15 protein-coding genes are annotated in these 17,109 nt (G+C 51.3%); 6 read left to right on the forward strand and 9 right to left on the reverse strand.

Annotated elements, in window-relative coordinates:
- Positions 1-52 precede the first annotated feature (52 nt).
- Both NNO08_RS02535 and xni read left to right on the forward strand, forming a co-directional pair.
- A complete protein-coding gene (locus NNO08_RS02535) occupies positions 53-1,420 on the forward strand; it encodes an L-serine ammonia-lyase (protein ID WP_271441049.1) in 1,368 nt (455 codons plus the stop codon).
- A 169-nt stretch (positions 1,421-1,589) separates the two neighbouring features.
- On the forward strand, positions 1,590-2,345 hold the full coding sequence (gene xni, locus NNO08_RS02540; RefSeq protein ID WP_271441050.1) for a flap endonuclease Xni: 756 nt from the start codon (positions 1,590-1,592) through the stop codon (positions 2,343-2,345).
- A gap of 94 nt (positions 2,346-2,439) precedes the next feature.
- Here the strand turns inward: xni and fucO are convergent, their stop codons facing one another.
- From fucO to NNO08_RS02575, 7 genes are all read right to left on the reverse strand, one after another.
- Positions 2,440-3,588: a lactaldehyde reductase gene (fucO, locus tag NNO08_RS02545; protein ID WP_048213086.1), complete on the reverse strand. Its 1,149-nt coding sequence runs from the start codon at positions 3,586-3,588 to the stop codon at positions 2,440-2,442.
- Positions 3,589-3,615: 27 nt separating this feature from the next.
- Complete coding sequence (gene fucA / locus NNO08_RS02550) at positions 3,616-4,263, reverse strand: L-fuculose-phosphate aldolase (RefSeq protein ID WP_005130946.1); 648 nt, start codon at positions 4,261-4,263, stop codon at positions 3,616-3,618.
- A 142-nt stretch (positions 4,264-4,405) separates the two neighbouring features.
- A complete protein-coding gene (locus NNO08_RS02555) occupies positions 4,406-5,404 on the reverse strand; it encodes a LacI family DNA-binding transcriptional regulator (RefSeq protein WP_271454869.1) in 999 nt (332 codons plus the stop codon).
- A 66-nt stretch (positions 5,405-5,470) separates the two neighbouring features.
- Positions 5,471-7,051, reverse strand: a complete 1,581-nt coding sequence (locus NNO08_RS02560; protein WP_271456123.1) for an FGGY-family carbohydrate kinase — start codon at positions 7,049-7,051, stop codon at positions 5,471-5,473.
- Positions 7,052-7,104: 53 nt separating this feature from the next.
- Positions 7,105-8,055: an ABC transporter substrate-binding protein gene (locus NNO08_RS02565; RefSeq protein WP_061068495.1), complete on the reverse strand. Its 951-nt coding sequence runs from the start codon at positions 8,053-8,055 to the stop codon at positions 7,105-7,107.
- Between the two features lie 73 nt (positions 8,056-8,128).
- Positions 8,129-9,112, reverse strand: coding sequence for an ABC transporter permease (locus NNO08_RS02570; protein ID WP_271449519.1), 984 nt, complete (start codon positions 9,110-9,112; stop codon positions 8,129-8,131).
- Positions 9,113-9,115: 3 nt separating this feature from the next.
- Positions 9,116-10,615, reverse strand: a complete 1,500-nt coding sequence (locus NNO08_RS02575; protein WP_271441054.1) for a sugar ABC transporter ATP-binding protein — start codon at positions 10,613-10,615, stop codon at positions 9,116-9,118.
- A gap of 464 nt (positions 10,616-11,079) precedes the next feature.
- Here NNO08_RS02575 and fucI point away from each other — a divergent pair, with 464 nt between their 5' ends.
- The 4 genes from fucI (at position 11,080) to fucR (ending at position 15,589) form a co-directional block, all read left to right on the forward strand.
- Positions 11,080-12,855: an L-fucose isomerase gene (fucI, locus tag NNO08_RS02580; protein WP_271456124.1), complete on the forward strand. Its 1,776-nt coding sequence runs from the start codon at positions 11,080-11,082 to the stop codon at positions 12,853-12,855.
- Positions 12,856-12,959: 104 nt separating this feature from the next.
- Positions 12,960-14,378, forward strand: coding sequence for an L-fuculokinase (gene fucK / locus NNO08_RS02585; RefSeq protein ID WP_271441055.1), 1,419 nt, complete (start codon positions 12,960-12,962; stop codon positions 14,376-14,378).
- Between the two features lies 1 nt (position 14,379).
- A complete protein-coding gene (gene fucU / locus NNO08_RS02590; RefSeq protein ID WP_271454872.1) occupies positions 14,380-14,802 on the forward strand; it encodes an L-fucose mutarotase in 423 nt (140 codons plus the stop codon).
- A gap of 58 nt (positions 14,803-14,860) precedes the next feature.
- A complete protein-coding gene (fucR, locus tag NNO08_RS02595; protein WP_271456125.1) occupies positions 14,861-15,589 on the forward strand; it encodes an L-fucose operon activator in 729 nt (242 codons plus the stop codon).
- A 31-nt stretch (positions 15,590-15,620) separates the two neighbouring features.
- Here the strand turns inward: fucR and rlmM are convergent, their stop codons facing one another.
- Both rlmM and NNO08_RS02605 read right to left on the reverse strand, forming a co-directional pair.
- Positions 15,621-16,721, reverse strand: coding sequence for a 23S rRNA (cytidine(2498)-2'-O)-methyltransferase RlmM (gene rlmM / locus NNO08_RS02600; RefSeq protein WP_271441058.1), 1,101 nt, complete (start codon positions 16,719-16,721; stop codon positions 15,621-15,623).
- Positions 16,714-17,109, reverse strand: a complete 396-nt coding sequence (locus NNO08_RS02605; protein ID WP_005130969.1) for a DUF423 domain-containing protein — start codon at positions 17,107-17,109, stop codon at positions 16,714-16,716. Before NNO08_RS02605 ends, rlmM begins: the two co-directional genes overlap by 8 nt.

Raw genomic sequence — 17,109 nt, forward strand, 5'->3', positions numbered from 1 at the left:
TCCCCTGCGCCGCTCTTCGGGGCGGCGCACCTCGATACACAATGGACGCCTCATGATTAGCGTATTCGATATTTTCAAAATCGGCATTGGCCCTTCCAGCTCCCATACTGTTGGCCCGATGAAAGCAGGCAAACAATTCACGGATGACCTGATTGCACGCGGAATTCTCACTGACGTAACCCGCGTAGTGGTTGATGTCTATGGCTCTCTGTCCCTGACCGGGAAAGGTCACCATACCGACATCGCGATTATTATGGGCCTGGCGGGTAATCTGCCGGATACCGTAGACATTGATGCTATCCCGTCCTTTATCCAGGATGTGAATACCCATGGACGCTTGTTGCTGGCAGACGGTCAACATGAGGTCGAATTCCCGGTTGATAAGTGCATGAATTTCCATACGGACAATCTGTCCCTGCACGAAAACGGGATGCGCATTACCGCGCTGGCGGGCGAAAAAGCCATTTACAGCCAGACGTACTATTCCATCGGCGGTGGATTTATCGTTGATGAAGAACACTTTGGTTTGCCGAATAACAATCCGGTAAGCGTGCCGTATCCGTATAAATCCGCAGCCGATTTGCAACGACACTGTCAGGAAACCGGCCTGTCACTTTCCGGCCTGATGATGCAGAACGAGCTAGCTCTGCACAGCAAAGAAGAGCTGGAACAGCACTTTGCAAACGTCTGGGAAGTGATGCGTAGTGGAATTGAACGCGGTATCACCACCGAAGGTGTTCTGCCGGGCAAACTGCGCGTTCCGCGTCGTGCGGCAGCACTGCGTCGTATGCTGGTTAGCAGTGACAAAACCACGACTGACCCGATGGCAGTTGTAGATTGGATCAACATGTTTGCGCTGGCCGTGAACGAAGAGAACGCTGCCGGTGGACGTGTCGTTACCGCCCCGACGAACGGCGCATGCGGGATTGTTCCTGCGGTGCTGGCGTACTATGACAAGTTTATCCGCGAAGTGAACGCTAACTCACTGGCACGCTATATGCTGGTCGCGAGCGCTATCGGTTCCCTGTACAAGATGAATGCCTCAATTTCGGGTGCTGAAGTCGGCTGTCAGGGTGAAGTCGGTGTAGCGTGTTCTATGGCGGCAGCGGGTCTGGCAGAACTGCTGGGCGGTAGCCCGACGCAGGTATGTATCGCCGCAGAAATCGGTATGGAACACAACCTGGGTCTGACCTGCGACCCGGTTGCCGGACAAGTTCAGGTTCCGTGCATTGAGCGTAACGCCATTGCCTCGGTGAAAGCGGTGAACGCTGCTCGTATGGCACTGCGCCGTACCAGCGAGCCTCGTGTATGCCTCGATAAAGTTATCGAGACCATGTACGAGACGGGTAAAGATATGAACGCCAAATACCGCGAAACCTCGCGTGGCGGTCTGGCGATGAAGATCGTTACCTGCGATTAATTCTCAGCACATTTTCGTATCTGTAGGCCGGATAAGGCGCTCGCCGCATCCGGCTTTTATTGCCTGATGGCGCTGCGCTTATCAGGCCTACGGATAGCACTATTTCACAATGCTCGTCTCCACTCGTCGTGAATGTTACCCTACAGACTAATTTGTTAGGGAGAACACCGTGGCCGTCCATCTGCTCATTGTCGATGCACTCAATCTCATTCGTCGCATTCACGCCGTCCAGGGGTCGCCCTGTGTGGAGACATGCCAGCACGCACTCGATCAGCTGATTGTGCACAGCCAACCCACGCACGCCGTGGCGGTATTCGATGATGAGGCACGTAACAGCGGTTGGCGTCACCAACGGCTACCTGACTACAAAGCAGGTCGCCCACCGATGCCCGACGAATTGCATCACGAAATGCCCGCCCTACGCGCCGCTTTTGAACAGCGCGGCGTCTGTTGTTGGGTCTCGAGCGGGAATGAAGCCGATGATTTAGCTGCAACGCTGGCGGTGAAAGTCACCCAGGCGGGACATCAGGCCACCATCGTTTCGACAGACAAAGGTTATTGCCAGTTGCTCTCCCCAACATTACGCATTCGCGACTATTTCCAGAAGCGCTGGCTGGACGCGCCATTCATTGAGAAAGAATTCGGCGTAATGCCTCAGCAGTTGCCGGACTACTGGGGACTGGCCGGGATCAGCAGCTCAAAAGTGCCGGGCGTTGCAGGTATTGGTCCCAAGAGCGCAACGCAGCTACTCGTGCAATTTCAGCATCTGGAAGGGATTTACGCACATCTGGAAGACGTGCCGGAAAAGTGGCGTAAGAAACTCGAAATACATAAAGAGATGGCGTTTCTGTGCCGTGATATCGCGCGCCTGCAAACGGACTTACATATTGACGGAAACCTCCAGCAGCTACGGCTGGCACGGTAGTTCTTTGGCGATAGCTCTGTTGCCGGATGGCGGTGTAAACACCTTATCCGGCCTACAAATCAATCACACTGTAGGCCGGATAAGCGCCAGGTGATTACCAGGCAGTATGGTAAAGCTCGACGATATCGGCAATGCTTGCTTCACGCGGGTTACCGCCAGTGCAAACATCGTCAAATGCCGCCTGCGCCAGCGCAGGAATATCTTCCTTACGTACCCCAACATCACGTAAGTGCGGCGGGATCCCCACATCGCGGTTAAGCGCAAACACAGCATCTACCGCTGCCTTACGCGCCTCTTCCAGCGTCAAACCTTCCACTTTCACCCCCATCACCCGGGCGATATCGCGGAATTTCTCTCCGGTGTATTCGGCGTTGTAGTGCATCACGTGCGGTAACAAAATAGCATTGGCGACGCCGTGTGGAGTGTTATAAAAGGCCCCCAGCGGATGCGCCATGCCATGCACGAGTCCCAGACCGACGTTTGAAAATCCCATCCCGGCAACGTACTGACCCAGCGCCATTGCCTCACCGGACTGGCTGTCGCCATTAACAGAGCCGCGCAACGCCCCGGCAATGATCTCAATGGCTTTGATGTGCAACGCGTCAGTGAGTGCCCACGCCGCCCGCGTAATATAACCTTCAATAGCATGGGTCAACGCATCGACCCCGGTCGCCGCTTTTAACGCGGCAGGCATACCGTCCATCATATCGGCATCAATAAACGCCACCTGCGGGATGTCATGCGGATCGACACAGACAAATTTACGCCGATTTTCTTCATCCGTGATCACGTAGTTAATGGTCACTTCCGCCGCCGTCCCTGCCGTCGTAGGGATTGCCATCACCGGTACGCTCGCAGCACGTGTTGGCGATAACCCTTCAAGGCTGCGGACATCGGCAAACTCAGGGTTATTGTGGATAATGCCAATCGCTTTGCAGGTATCTTGCGGGGAGCCGCCGCCTATCGCTATCAGATAATCAGCACCACTTTGCTGAAAGACTCCCAATCCCTCCTTCACCACTGCAATTGTAGGATTCGGGATCACGCCGGAATAGATTTCCCACGGCAAACCGGCGGCATCCATACGGGATGTCACCTTATCGACAACGCCGCACTGTACCAGGTTTGCATCGGTGACAATCAAAGCCTTGCGATAACCCCGACGGATGACCTCGTCCGTTAATGCCCCAACAGCTCCCCGGCCAAACCATGCCGTTTCATTCAGAATCATTCTGTTCGCCATCGTATTTCTCCTTTTCGCTATGCGAAATTACTCTTCAATTCGTAATCCGTAAGATTTGAATTTCTCCAGCACAATGGCGATCTCTTCGTCATCCAGCACCGGCACCGGGTCGACAATCGCCAGGGTGCTCAGATAAAGGCGGGCCAGAACTTCCACTTCATGCGCCAGCCATAGTGCTTTTTCCAGATTCGCTTCACAGGCAATCAACCCATGGTGCTGCAACAGCGTTGCCTTACGGCTTTTCAACGCGACGCTCACATGCTCTGACAGCTCTCGTGTACCAAACGTCGCATACGGCGCACACGGGATAGAGTTCCCCCCAGCCGCGGCAATCATGTAATGGATTGCCGGAATAGGACGGTTCAAAATTGACACGGCGGTGCAATGAATCGCATGGTTATGAACGACCGCATTGGCATCCGGACGCGTCTGATAAGCTGCCAGGTGAAAACGCCATTCACTGGAAGGTAATTGTCCTTTATCATATTTGCCGTCGTTATCTACGAACACGATCATGTTTTCAGTGAGTCTTTCGTAAGGGATACCGCTGGGTGTGATCAGCATTCCATTTTCATATCGCGCACTCACATTTCCGGCGGTTCCCTGGTTCAACCCAAGACGGGTCATTTCCAGGCAGGTTTCGATGATTTCACGTGATAAACGCATTCTTTCCATAATGATTCTCCGGGTACAGTTGCCCCTCGTCTTTATTGCGAAAAAATGCTGCCGCAGAGTAAGACGGGTCAGGTTTCAGATATGAGCAGCCACTGAACATATTTATTCAGATTCAGTTGGCCGATTTAGTTAGTGCGACGAATTATTGTTGTCTTACACGCTTAATTAGTTTCATCTCAACTTTTACGGTTTCTTTAATTGGCTGGTCATCAATAGCACTCATCATCATAGTGAAGGCTTTTTCCGCCCAGACATTTTCATCCTGCTGCATTGACCAGACATTATTAGCGAGGAATCCCAGCATCGGATGTTCATCAAATGTCCCGATATTAATGTCCGGTGGAATCACGCCAAAACGATTGCGAAGAGCAATGACGGCACCTTCCAGCACAGGTAATGATGAGGCAATAAACGCCTGCGGACAGCCCTGTTCGTTGATCAGTTTCTCCATCAACCGGTAGCCACCATCCGGCGTATTATCCGGACCTTCACGCACCCAGTCACGGTGAGCAATTCCATTATTGTTCAATGCGTTAAGATAACCTTTCAAACGATCACCAATACTGGGCAATCCGGTATCCCCGACTAAAAACCAGATCGGAGATTTTCCTGCATCAAACAAACTTTGCGTCAGCTTTTCACCACCTAAAATGTTATGACTTTCAACCAGTGCGTTATCGGTATACTTAAAATCCCTGTCGAGTAGCACCATCGGTTTTCTGACCTGACGCAAATGGTGTTGCTGATTCTCTAAGGTTGAGGGAACAATAAAAAGGCCATCAACATTACGAGCTATTAACGCTTTCGTTAATTTGTTTTCATAATCAACATCATCGTAGGTACAACTAATCGTTAATTGATATCCAGAGCGACGGCAACGTTGTTCAAGTTTTTCGGCAAGTGTGGCAAAAAAGACGTTAGATATATTGGGCACAATCAGCCCCAACGTATCTGTTTTATTCAGTTTCAGGCTGCGGGCTGAATGGTTTATGACATAACCATACCGTTCAACGTATTCATTAATACGCGTTTGGGTTTTGACACTGATACGATATTGCTCAGCCTTCCCGTTCAGCACCAGTCGCACGGTCGTCACCGATAAATTCAGATCGCTGGCTATCTGTTCTACTGTTTTAGCCATTTATATGTCCCAGTTCACATCCAAAAACGTCAATTCACAATCATAAAAGTATTTTAAACTTTTGTCTTACTGCATAACCTGGTTAAGCGCTTGCTGTTGATCCCACATCATCAGATATACCTGGAATTTACGGTCATAGAAGTCCTGTCGTGCCGGATTCGCTTTAATCACCCCGCCTGGGCGAACCATCGCCCGGCAGGCGGAGGGAACATCTGCCCACCCTCCGCAGGCTACCGCACCAGTAATAGCCGCACCTAACGTCACGGCATCTTCTTCCTGCAAAAGGTGAATATCGCATCCGGTGGCGTCTGCATACTCTCGCAACCACAGTGGATTATGTGTTGCACCACCACACAGCGTCAGTCGAGAAATGGTATGACCGTTTTCGCGCATCACTTCCATAATGTGTCGGGTGCCGCAGGCAATCGCCTGTAATGTCGCCAGATACAGACGAGCAACCTGCATCTCGCCTCGTTCAAGCGTCAAACCGCAAACGCTGCCCTGGGCATCAGGTCGCGCACGCGGGGAACGGTTACCGTGATGATCGGCCAGTACATGCAGATAACGACCAGGCTCTGACTCCTGTGCTTCCAATGCAGCCACCCATTCATTAACTAACACTATCGGATGACAACCTCGTGCCTCAGCCTTGTGATACAACTCAGCGCTGGCACCTGACTCCTGAAGCGTCCAGTCAACCAGCGCCCCGGCAGCGCTTTGTCCCCCTTCCGTCAGCCAGTAACCCGGCAGCATGGCGGACCAGTACGGCCCCCATACTCCCGGTGTATGAATTTCCTGCTCGCTGCACAACATATGGCAATTTGATGTTCCGCTGATCAACGCCAATGTTCCCGCAGGCTCGACACCAGCAAGCGCCACGCCCCCCGCATGCGCATCGATCATGCCACTGGCGACTACCACCGCAGTCGTCAGTCCCAGCGCTTGTGCCGCATCGGGGCTGAGCGTCCCAACGGCCGCGCCAGGGGGCAGGATCCGCGACGGAATTTTGCTCAACAAATCCGTTAATTCAACCGCATCCAGCAGGGAGTGGCTAAAGCGTTGTTCATGTGCCAGATAGTTCCATTTACAGGTTAAAGTACACAGACCTGCAACATCACAAGCGGTGGCTTGCCAGACCAAAAAATCCGCCAGATCGTAGAAGCGGTGTGCTCGCTGCCAGGTCGCAGGGAAATGGTTTTTTAGCCACAGCACTTTGGGCAGTTCCATTTCGACACTGACTTCCCCCCCGACATAGCGCAACGCGGGGTCCCGCGTTGCGTTGATCCGCTGTGTCTCCTGCACCGCACGATGATCCATCCACATGATGATGTTGTGATCTGACGGTTCACCAGGTGAAACCGCCAGACCTTGCCCCTGTTCATCCAGAGCCACTAACGAACAGGTGGCATCAAACCCCAACGAGCGGATCTCCTCAACGCAAACCCCGGCTGACGACACTGCCTCCTTCACGGCATGGCAAACCTGCTGCCAGATTTCGGCAGATGACTGCTCTACCCGCTCAGGGCCAGGTCGAAACTGCGAGATAGGGAATGTCGCAAAAGCCAGCCGTTTGCCACTGGCATCAAAAACACCCGCCCTGACACTGGCAGAACCGACATCCACTCCGAGGAAATATCCACTGCTCATAGTAGCTCCCTGACGCTGGCTAATAATGGGGCGAATGCACCGCCCCCGCGGTCTTATTTTTTACCGAATGGGTGCAACAGCTTGTCGATTTCCGGTGTATCAATGTTCTGCGCATTCACAAATTTCACCGGAATATCAATTTCTTTCGGTACTGACTGACCTGACACGGCCGCATTCAGCGTCTTAATACCCTGATAGCCAATCTGGTACGCGTCCTGTACAACAAAGCCCTGGATTACACCAGATTTCAGGAAGGCAATGATTGCTTCAGTGCTATCAAAACCAATCACCTTCACTTTACCTTTCAGGTTTTGGCTATCAATGGCGTTCGCCACACCCAGCGTTGAGCCTTCATTGGTGCCGTAGATCCCGGCAATATCGGGGTTTGCCTGGATCATATCGATGGTTTTATCCATCGCTTTTTGCGGATCGCCATCGCTGTACTGAACCGGCAGCACTTTGATATCCGGATATTTTTCCTTCATTCTGGCCACAAAACCTTCCGAACGTTCAATTGCGGAAGAGGTTCCAGCCACGTGCGCAATAATGCCGACTTTCCCTTTGCTACCCACCTGTGCAGCGAGAGCATCTGCCGCTTCAGCCCCTGCTTTACGGTTATTCGTTGCCACAAAGCTGACAGGAATGTCAGAATTTACGCCTGAGTCAAACGTCACAACCTTTATGCCGCGTGAATTCGCTGTTTCCACTAATGGTGCAAGCGCATTGGCGTCTAATGCTGCCAACAGCAATCCATTAGGCTTTTGCGCCATTGCGTTTTCAACCAACTGAATCTGCTCAGCAATCTGAGTTTCATCAGCAGGCCCAACATAGCTGGTCTTATCGCCCAACTCTTTCGCTGCTGCTTCGGTACCCATTTTTACGGTCTGCCAGAATTCATGCTGGAAACCTTTACTGACCACAGGAAGGTTCATATCTTTAGCCAGTGCGCTGGATGTCATGCAGGCCAGCAGGGATAACGCATAGACAAAATTCCTGGTTCTCATTGTTTTACTCCGTTCTGAGTGAGTCACCCTAAACGTCAGGGTTATGTTGTCCCGAGACTTCCGGGTGCGTAAATCAACGAATTTTTTTGCGTAACGTGTCGAGATAAACCGCGGCGATAACGACTACGCCCATGGCCACCATTTGCCAGAACTGCGAGACACCCATCAGGTTCAGACCGTTTTTCAACACGCTCATAATGAATGCGCCGATAATGGTGCCGCCAATAGTGCCAATCCCCCCCATCAGGCTCGTGCCGCCAATGACCACCGCAGCAATGGCTTCCAGTTCATAGCCCACGCCGACGGTCGGCTGGCCCGAGTTAAGGCGAGAAGCCAGAATGACCCCAGCAATCCCGGTCAGCAGACCACAAAATGCGTAGACAAAAATTTTCACGCGCTGGACTTTAATCCCGGAAAGATGTGCAGCAACCTCATTACTCCCCACGGCATAGACATAACGACCAATCACCGTTTTCTTGAGGATATATGCGGCGATCAGTGCGACGACCACGAGGTAAAAAACGGGATAAGGCAGCACATCGAACAAGCGTCCCTGCGCCAGCATCTTGAAGGTGGGATAATCAGCAAAGTAAATTGCCCGGCCGTCAGTCATTACCATATTGATCCCCCGGACAGACATCATCAGACCCAGGGTGGCAATAAAGGGCGGAATAGTCATTTTTGTGACCAGCAAGCCATTGATATAGCCGCATAATCCACCAGCGAGTACGCCAGCCAGAATGCATATTGGCAAAGGCAAACCCAGGGTGGCGCAAATGCCTACTGCGACGCCAGAAAAGGCCACTACCGAACCGAGAGAAAGGTCAATTCCTGAGGTGATAATGACGAAAGTAACACCAATTGCCATGATGCCAATCACTGAGGTTTGCAGGGCAATTGTCATAATGTTTTCGGTGTTAAAGAAGAAAGGTGATCCAAAACTAAAAAATATCACCAGAATAATCAGACTCAAAAGCGGAGCCAGGCGCATTAAAAGCTCTTTGTTAATTTTTATTTTCTTATTATTGCTGTCTGAAGAGGTTACAGAGATAGTCATAAATTAGTCCTCTAACGTCGCATATTGCATGATTTTTTCTTGTGTGGCGTCATCAGAAGCTAACTCTCCGGTAATACGCCCATTACGCATAACTAAAATGCGATCGCACATACCCAGCACTTCCGGTAATTCAGAGGAAATCATGATAATTGATTTCCCTTTTGCCACCAGTCGATTCATTAATTCATAAATTTCAAGCTTGGCCCCCACATCAATACCGCGCGTGGGTTCATCAAAGATGAGAATGTCGGTGTCCTTGCATACCCATCTGGCAATAATAATTTTTTGCTGATTACCGCCACTTAAATTCAACGCAGCCTGTTCTAGATGCGGCGTCTTAATACGCAGTGCTTTCACCTGCTCTTCGCTGGTTTGCTGACAGCGTTTGCTATCCACGTTGCCATATCGGTTAGAATACTCGGGGTAATTTCCTAGCATAATATTGCGTTCAACGGACAATCCTAATGCCAGGCCCTCTTTTTTTCTGTCCTCGGTTAAGTAGCTAATGCCCTGCTGGATAGCATCAGGAATATCCTTGATTACCGTCTCTTTACCGTTCAGCTTGATGGTTCCGCTGTCGATGGGATCGGCACCAAAGATCGCCCGTGCAAGCTCTGTACGCCCGGCCCCCATCAGCCCGGCAAAACCTAAGATTTCCCCCTGATGCAAGGTAAAATCGATATTGTTCAGTACGCCTTTGCGCGTCAGACCACTAACTTCCAGCACCGGTTTACGCTGGGGTTGCGGCTCCCGGCGGGGATAAATATTGCCAAGGTCGCGCCCAACCATCATGGCAATCAGGTCGCTGATTTTGACCGAGTCATAATCCACTGTGGCAATAAACTGCCCATCCCGCATGACGGTAGCGCGATCGGCGATCAGCGCCAACTCTTCCAGTCGGTGCGAGATATAAACGATGCCCGTTCCCTGTTCTTTAAGTAAGCGTGTAACCCGGAATAAACTGTCAATTTCAGTTTCAGTCAACGCCGCCGTTGGTTCATCCATAATAAGAATCTTGGCATTCACCGATATCGCTTTCGCAATCTCAACCATTTGTTGCTGAGCAACAGTAAGATCGGCAACCAGCGTGTCTGGGGAGATATTCAGGTTTAATTTTTGCAAAATATCGATAGCAGCCTGTCGCTGTTGTTTCTCATCCAGACGCCAGCGGTTATTTTTGCAAAACTCCCTGCCAATAAATATATTGTCTTCGACCGTCAGTTCAGGAAAAAGGTTAAACTCCTGATGAATAATGGTGATACCTACGTTTTGTGCACTCAATGGGTTTGCAAACGAAACGGGTTGGCCCTCAAAAATAATATCACCTTCATCAGGTTGATATACACCGGATAAAATTTTCATCAGGGTAGACTTTCCCGCGCCATTCTCCCCCAACAGCGCATGAACCTCACCTTTGCGTAAAGTAAAATCCACATTACTCAACGCTAATACGCCGGGAAAGCGTTTCGTAATATGACTCATCTGTAAAAATGTTTCAGACATTGCTGCTTTCCTCAATATACAGAAACTGTAATCAGTGAATCAGGCGAAAAACAGCGTTGCCAGGAAGCCATCGTCACCGTTAATGCGAATGTGCCTACAAGATCATATGCGTTTTATCAACGATGCTAACTCGAGTTAGCGATTGCCTTTTAAAGCTATTTTAGCTGCCAAAAATAGCCAAATCATTTGGTCTAAAACTGTGACACTGAACAGACAATTTATTTTATCTTATTAATTTAAAAAGAATTTAATGAAAAAATCTGTATTTGTTTATTTGACGCAGATCGAATTTTAACCACTTCTCGTGAGGTTTCTCACAGTTCCATAACAAAAAAGTTGTGCAAAAAACTCTCTAATACCTAAGCTAACTCGAGTTAGCAAAAATGGGTAATTCAGCCAACTGCGACAGTGGTGTCCAACATCCGCTTTTGCAGCACGGCATAAAGTGAGATGAGGAACCTCGAATGAAAAAAAATAGTTTACCGAAAATCGGTATTCGTCCGGTGATTGATGGGCGTCGTATGGGTGTACGCGAGTCGCTCGAAGAACAAACCATGAACATGGCAAAAGCCACTGCCGCACTGATTTCCGAGAAACTTCGTCATGCCTGCGGGGCACAGATCGAGTGCGTTATCGCAGACACCTGTATTGCCGGATTGGCTGAATCTGCCGCCTGTGAAGAAAAATTCAGTAGCCTGAACGTCGGCGTGACAATTACCGTCACGCCATGTTGGTGCTACGGCAGCGAAACTATCGATATGGACCCCATGCGCCCGAAAGCCATTTGGGGTTTCAACGGGACGGAGCGTCCGGGTGCCGTGTATCTGGCTGCAGCCCTGGCTGCACATAATCAAAAAGGGCTTCCCGCCTTCTCTATTTATGGTCATGACGTGCAGGATGCAGGTGATACCACTATCCCTGCCGATGTTGAAGAAAAACTGCTGCGTTTCACCCGGGCAGGTTTAGCCGTTGCCAGCATGAAAGGCAAAAGCTATCTGTCCGTCGGCGGCGTTTCAATGGGAATTGCAGGCTCTATTGTCGACCATAACTTCTTTGAATCCTGGCTGGGAATGAAGGTTCAACCTGTTGATATGACCGAATTACGTCGTCGTATTGACCAGAAAATCTATGACGAAGCGGAACTGGAAATTGCCCTGGCGTGGGCGGATAAACATTTCCGTTATGGCGAGGATCAGAACGCACAACAGTATAAGCGAAATGAAGAACAGAGCCGTGCAGTGCTGAAAGAGAGCCTGCTGATGGCAATGTGCATCCGCGACATGATGCAGGGTAATCAGAAACTGGCAGAGAAAGGCCGGGTTGAAGAGTCGATGGGGTACAACGCGATTGCCGCCGGCTTCCAGGGCCAGCGTCACTGGACGGATCAATATCCAAACGGTGACACCGCCGAAGCGTTGCTGAATAGCTCATTTGACTGGAATGGCGTGCGCGAACCGTATGTCGTCGCCACCGAGAACGACAGCCTGAACGGTGTCGCAATGTTGTTTGGCCACCAACTCACCGGCACAGCGCAGGTCTTTGCTGATGTACGGACCTACTGGTCACCGGAAGCAGTAGAACGCGTCACAGGTAAACCGCTGACCGGTCTTGCTAAGCACGGCATTATTCACCTGATTAACTCCGGCTCTGCGGCACTGGATGGTTCCTGCAAACAGCGTGACAGCGAAGGCCAACCCACCATGAAACCACATTGGGAGATCTCACAGCAGGAAGCTGATGATTGCCTGGCGGCGACCGAATGGTGTCCGGCGATCCACGAGTATTTCCGAGGCGGCGGCTACTCTTCCCGTTTTCTTACCGAAGGTGGCGTACCGTTCACCATGACCCGCATCAATATCATCAAAGGCCTGGGCCCGGTGCTACAAATTGCGGAAGGCTGGAGTGTGGAATTACCGAAGGAGGTGCATGCTCAGCTTGATGCTCGCACCAATTCTACCTGGCCAACAACCTGGTTTGCACCGCGCTTAACCGGCAAAGGTCCGTTCAGCGATGTCTATTCCGTCATGGCTAACTGGGGTGCCAACCACGGTGTGCTGACGATTGGTCACGTTGGTGCTGACTTTATTACGCTCGCCGCCATGCTGCGTATTCCAGTGTGTATGCACAACGTGGAAGAAGAGAAGATCTATCGCCCTTCCGCATGGGCTGCCCACGGTATGGACAGCGAAGGCCAGGATTATCGCGCCTGCCAAAACTACGGCCCGCTGTATAAGCGTTAATGTGACTCAGCCCGGTGGCGCAAGCTTACCGGGCCTACGGGTGAGCAGCCTGTAGGCCGGATAAGGTGTTTACGCCGCCATCCGGCAACTTCTCGGGGAAGATTATGAAGAATGACGTTATTTTGGTCCTCGACTGTGGCGCGACCAACGTGCGGGCAATCGCCGTTGACCGCCAGGGAAAAATTATCGCCCGCGCCTCAACCCCGAACGCCAGTGATACCGCCGTCGAGAACGCTGGCTGGCATCAGTGGTCCCTCGACGCCATTGTGCAGCGCTTTGCCGATTGCTGCCAACAACTCACCGCGGAACTGACCGCCTGTAACATTCGAGGAATAACGGTCACCACATTTGGCGTTGATGGCGCGCTGGTTGATGCGTATGGCAAACTGCTTTATCCGGTTATCAGTTGGAAATGTCCACGTACCGCCGCCGTCATGGCTTCTATCAGCCAACGGATATCACCTCAGAAATTACAGGATATATCAGGCGTTGGCGCGTTCAGTTTCAACACGCTGTACAAGCTGGTATGGCTTAAAGAGAATCACCCACAATTGCTGGAACAGGCACACGCCTGGTTATTTATTTCATCACTGCTCAACCATCGCCTCACCGGTGAGTTCACCACAGATATCACCATGGCCGGTACCAGCCAGATGCTGGATATTCATCAGCGCGATTTCAGTGCTGATATTTTGCAGGCTACCGGGATACCACGCCGACTGTTTCCACGTTTAGTTGAAGCGGGAGAGCAGATCGGAACGTTGAAAAATGACGCGGCAAAGCAACTTGGGCTCACAGCGGGGATTCCGGTTATCTCTGCCGGCCACGACACGCAGTTTGCGCTCTTTGGCGCAGGCGCACAGCCAGATGAACCCGTGCTCTCTTCCGGTACATGGGAAATACTGATGGTACGCAGCGCACAGGTGAATACGGCCTTACTCAGCGACTATGTGGGTTCTACTTGTGAACTGGACAGTCGGTCGGGACTCTATAACCCCGGTATGCAGTGGCTGGCATCCGGCGTGCTTGAGTGGGTACGTAAGTTGCTGTGGACACCCGACACCCCCTGGCAAACGCTCATTGATGAAGCGCAGGCCGTCCCGGCGGGCGCTGAAGGTATAACCATGCACTGCGACCTGCTTGCCAGTCCACGTGCAGGCTGGCAGGGCGTCACACTCAACAGTACCCGCGGACACTTTTACCGCGCTGCGCTGGAAGGATTGACGGCCCAGTTGCAGCACAATCTACACACACTAGAAACCATCGGTCATTTCAACGCGACAGAGCTACTTCTGGTTGGTGGAGGAAGTCGTAATGCACTATGGAATCAGATAAAAGCGAACGTTCTGGGTATTCCCATCAAAGTGCTGGATGATGCCGAAACGACGGTTGCCGGTGCTGCGATGTTTGCCTGGTCCGGTATCGGCGAATTTGCCTCTCCGGAGCAGGCTCGTGCGCAGGTGGACTATCAATATCGTTACTTCTACCCACAAACAGAACCCGTATTCACAGGAGTCGAGTGACATGCTCAAAACGATTTCCCCCTTAATTTCCCCTGACCTGTTAAAGGTACTGGCTGAAATGGGTCACGGTGATGAGATTATCTTTTCCGACGCCCACTTTCCGGCCCACAGTATGGGCCCGCAGGTTATCCGGGCCGATGGCCTGCAGGTCAGCGACCTGTTGCGGGCGATTATTCCGCTGTTTGAACTGGACAGTTACGCCTCACCACTGGTGATGATGGCCGCCGTCGAAGGAGACTCGCTCGACCCCGACGTAGAAGCGCGATATCGGCAGGCATTGTCATTACAAACACCTTGCCCGGACATCACGCGCATTGACCGTTATGCATTTTATGAACGCGCACAAAAAGTATTCGCAATCGTTATTACAGGGGAGCGGGCAAAGTACGGAAATATCCTGTTAAAAAAAGGGGTAACGCCATAATCTCTTACCTGAATGCCCGGCAGGTACGGGCATTCATCGCATGATGGGGGGAGAAAACATGAAAGCAGCACGCCTGCAAGCGATCCTGGATCTGTTGAGCAACCATAAAAGTCTGACGACTGAAACTTTATCCTCACAGCTTAATGTCAGTAAAGAAACTATCCGTCGCGATCTTACGCAACTGCAGGCGCAGGGTAAGGTACTGCGTAATCACGGGCGCGCCAAAGTGATACATCGGGTAAACCAGGACTGCGGCGAGCCGTTTCATATCAGACTGAAAAGCCATTATTCCCACAAAGCAGATATCGCCAGAGACGCGTTAACGTGGATAGAAGAAGGCATGGTGATCGCGCTGGATGCCAGTTCTACTTGCTGGTACCTGGCTCGCCTGTTGCCAGACATTAACATTCACGTATTTACGAATAGCCAACCGATTTGCCTCGAATTGGGAAAACGTGAAAATATTCAGCTGATCAGTTCCGGTGGTCGACTTGAGCGTAAATACGGTTGCTACGTTAATCCATCGCTCATCTCACAGCTAAAGTCACTTGATATCGATCTGTTTATCTTTTCCTGCGAGGGGATCGACCACGGCGGTACACTCTGGGATTCAAATGCGATTAACGCCGATTTTAAATCCATCCTGCTTAAGCGTGCGGCGCAGTCATTATTATTGATTGATAAGAGTAAATTTAATCGCTCGGGTGAGGTGCAGATTGGGCATCTGGCAAATGTGACGCATATTATTTCAGATACAGAAATGATTGAAACAATCCAGGCCGGATGAGGCGTTCACGCCGCCATCCGGCAAATAACGATTATCGTTCGTCGCGGCGACCACCGACGGCAGCCCACAGACGACGTACGTGCACGGTGACTTCTTCACGGTCGTGATAAAGCTGACGCGCCTGAATCTGCGCATTCACGCCATGCTCATCGAGCTGTGCCTGAATATAAGCCAGGTTTTGCGACACTTCCTCGTAGCGCTTTTTCATCGGCAGCTTAAGGTTAAAAATCGTCTCGCGGCACCAGCCGTTCACCAGCCATTGCGCCATCAGCGCTGCAACTTTGGCCGGTTTCTCCACCATATCGCAGACCATCCACGAGATGTTGTTACGATTCGGGCGATACTTAAATCCATCTTCCCGCAGCCAGGTGACCTGCCCAGTATCCATCAGGCTTTGCGCCATCGGACCATTATCCACCGAGTACACCCACATATTGCGTTTAACCAGTTGGTAGGTCCAACCGCCAGGACATGCACCTAAATCAACGGCATACATTCCATTGGCCAGACGCTCATCCCACTCATCGGCAGGAATAAACACATGCAGCGCCTCTTCCAGCTTCAGCGTTGAACGGCTCGGCGCATCAGCCGGGAATTTCAGTCGCGGAATACCCATATAGAACGGCGAGTTATTATCAGGCCAGGAGTAGCCAGTATAGCAACAGCCAGGTGCAATAAAGAAAACGTGCACTACCGGACGTTTTGGCGTTTCATACTTTGCCAGCACACCCGCTTCACGCAGCGCGGCGCGCAGCGGTACGGTAAATTTACGGCAAAATTTCACCAGCTCTTTGCTTTCATTCGTGTCGGCAACTTCGACACGCAAATCGCCGCCTTTCTCCACCACGCCCTGCAGCATACCGACGATCGGTGTGATGCGATCTTCCGGCGGCAAATATTGCAGTAGCTCGCCAACAACAAACATTTGGCGAGCAAAAATCAGCGAGCTAAACGGCAACTCTTTAACGAGCTTTTCCGCATCTTCCTGCTGATAGCATTCAAAGATGACATAACCCGCATTTTCTTTGACGCGGGCGAAACCAAAGATTTCGCGACGCCCTGCTTTATCCGTAATTTCTGCGGCGCACTCTTTTTCAAAACCCGGGCGACACAACAATACAACCTTATTCATGGCTTACGCCCTTACGTTTCAATCGAATAGCGCCCACTAACATCAGTGCCCAGCCTACAAGGAAGCTAAAACCACCGACAGGGGTAACAAACGCCCACAGGCGTAAATGAGAAAGCGCGAGGCAATACAGACTGCCGCTAAACAGCACGGTCCCTAATGCCAGAAACACGCTACTCCAGTAAAACCAAATGCTAATACGTCGCTGCATGGCGACGGCCAGACCAAAAATAGCCAGCGTATGAAATGCCTGATACTCAAGGCCAGTCTGGATCCACCCCATTTCAACAACGCCGAGGGTTTTACTCAGAACATGTGCCCCAAAGGCTCCCAGAGCTACAAAGATAAAGCCACTGATGGCGGCAAAAATCAGCATAAAACGGCTGGTCAT

This window comes from Citrobacter sp. Igbk 17 (assembly GCF_028069775.1).
Classification (GTDB): Bacteria; Pseudomonadota; Gammaproteobacteria; order Enterobacterales; family Enterobacteriaceae; genus Citrobacter.

Excerpts from the sequence above, each read along its gene's own strand:
- NNO08_RS02535 (WP_271441049.1), top strand. The coding sequence starts at position 53 with ATGATTAGCGTATTCGATATTTTCAAAATCGGCATTGGCCCTTCCAGC.
- fucO (WP_048213086.1), bottom strand. The coding sequence starts at position 3,588 with ATGGCGAACAGAATGATTCTGAATGAAACGGCATGGTTTGGCCGGGGA.
- fucA (WP_005130946.1), bottom strand. The coding sequence starts at position 4,263 with ATGGAAAGAATGCGTTTATCACGTGAAATCATCGAAACCTGCCTGGAA.
- NNO08_RS02555 (WP_271454869.1), bottom strand. The coding sequence starts at position 5,404 with ATGGCTAAAACAGTAGAACAGATAGCCAGCGATCTGAATTTATCGGTG.
- NNO08_RS02560 (WP_271456123.1), bottom strand. The coding sequence starts at position 7,051 with ATGAGCAGTGGATATTTCCTCGGAGTGGATGTCGGTTCTGCCAGTGTC.
- NNO08_RS02565 (WP_061068495.1), bottom strand. The coding sequence starts at position 8,055 with ATGAGAACCAGGAATTTTGTCTATGCGTTATCCCTGCTGGCCTGCATG.
- NNO08_RS02570 (WP_271449519.1), bottom strand. The coding sequence starts at position 9,112 with ATGACTATCTCTGTAACCTCTTCAGACAGCAATAATAAGAAAATAAAA.
- NNO08_RS02575 (WP_271441054.1), bottom strand. The coding sequence starts at position 10,615 with ATGTCTGAAACATTTTTACAGATGAGTCATATTACGAAACGCTTTCCC.
- fucI (WP_271456124.1), top strand. The coding sequence starts at position 11,080 with ATGAAAAAAAATAGTTTACCGAAAATCGGTATTCGTCCGGTGATTGAT.
- fucK (WP_271441055.1), top strand. The coding sequence starts at position 12,960 with ATGAAGAATGACGTTATTTTGGTCCTCGACTGTGGCGCGACCAACGTG.
- fucU (WP_271454872.1), top strand. The coding sequence starts at position 14,380 with ATGCTCAAAACGATTTCCCCCTTAATTTCCCCTGACCTGTTAAAGGTA.
- fucR (WP_271456125.1), top strand. The coding sequence starts at position 14,861 with ATGAAAGCAGCACGCCTGCAAGCGATCCTGGATCTGTTGAGCAACCAT.
- rlmM (WP_271441058.1), bottom strand. The coding sequence starts at position 16,721 with ATGAATAAGGTTGTATTGTTGTGTCGCCCGGGTTTTGAAAAAGAGTGC.
- NNO08_RS02605 (WP_005130969.1), bottom strand. The coding sequence starts at position 17,109 with ATGACCAGCCGTTTTATGCTGATTTTTGCCGCCATCAGTGGCTTTATC.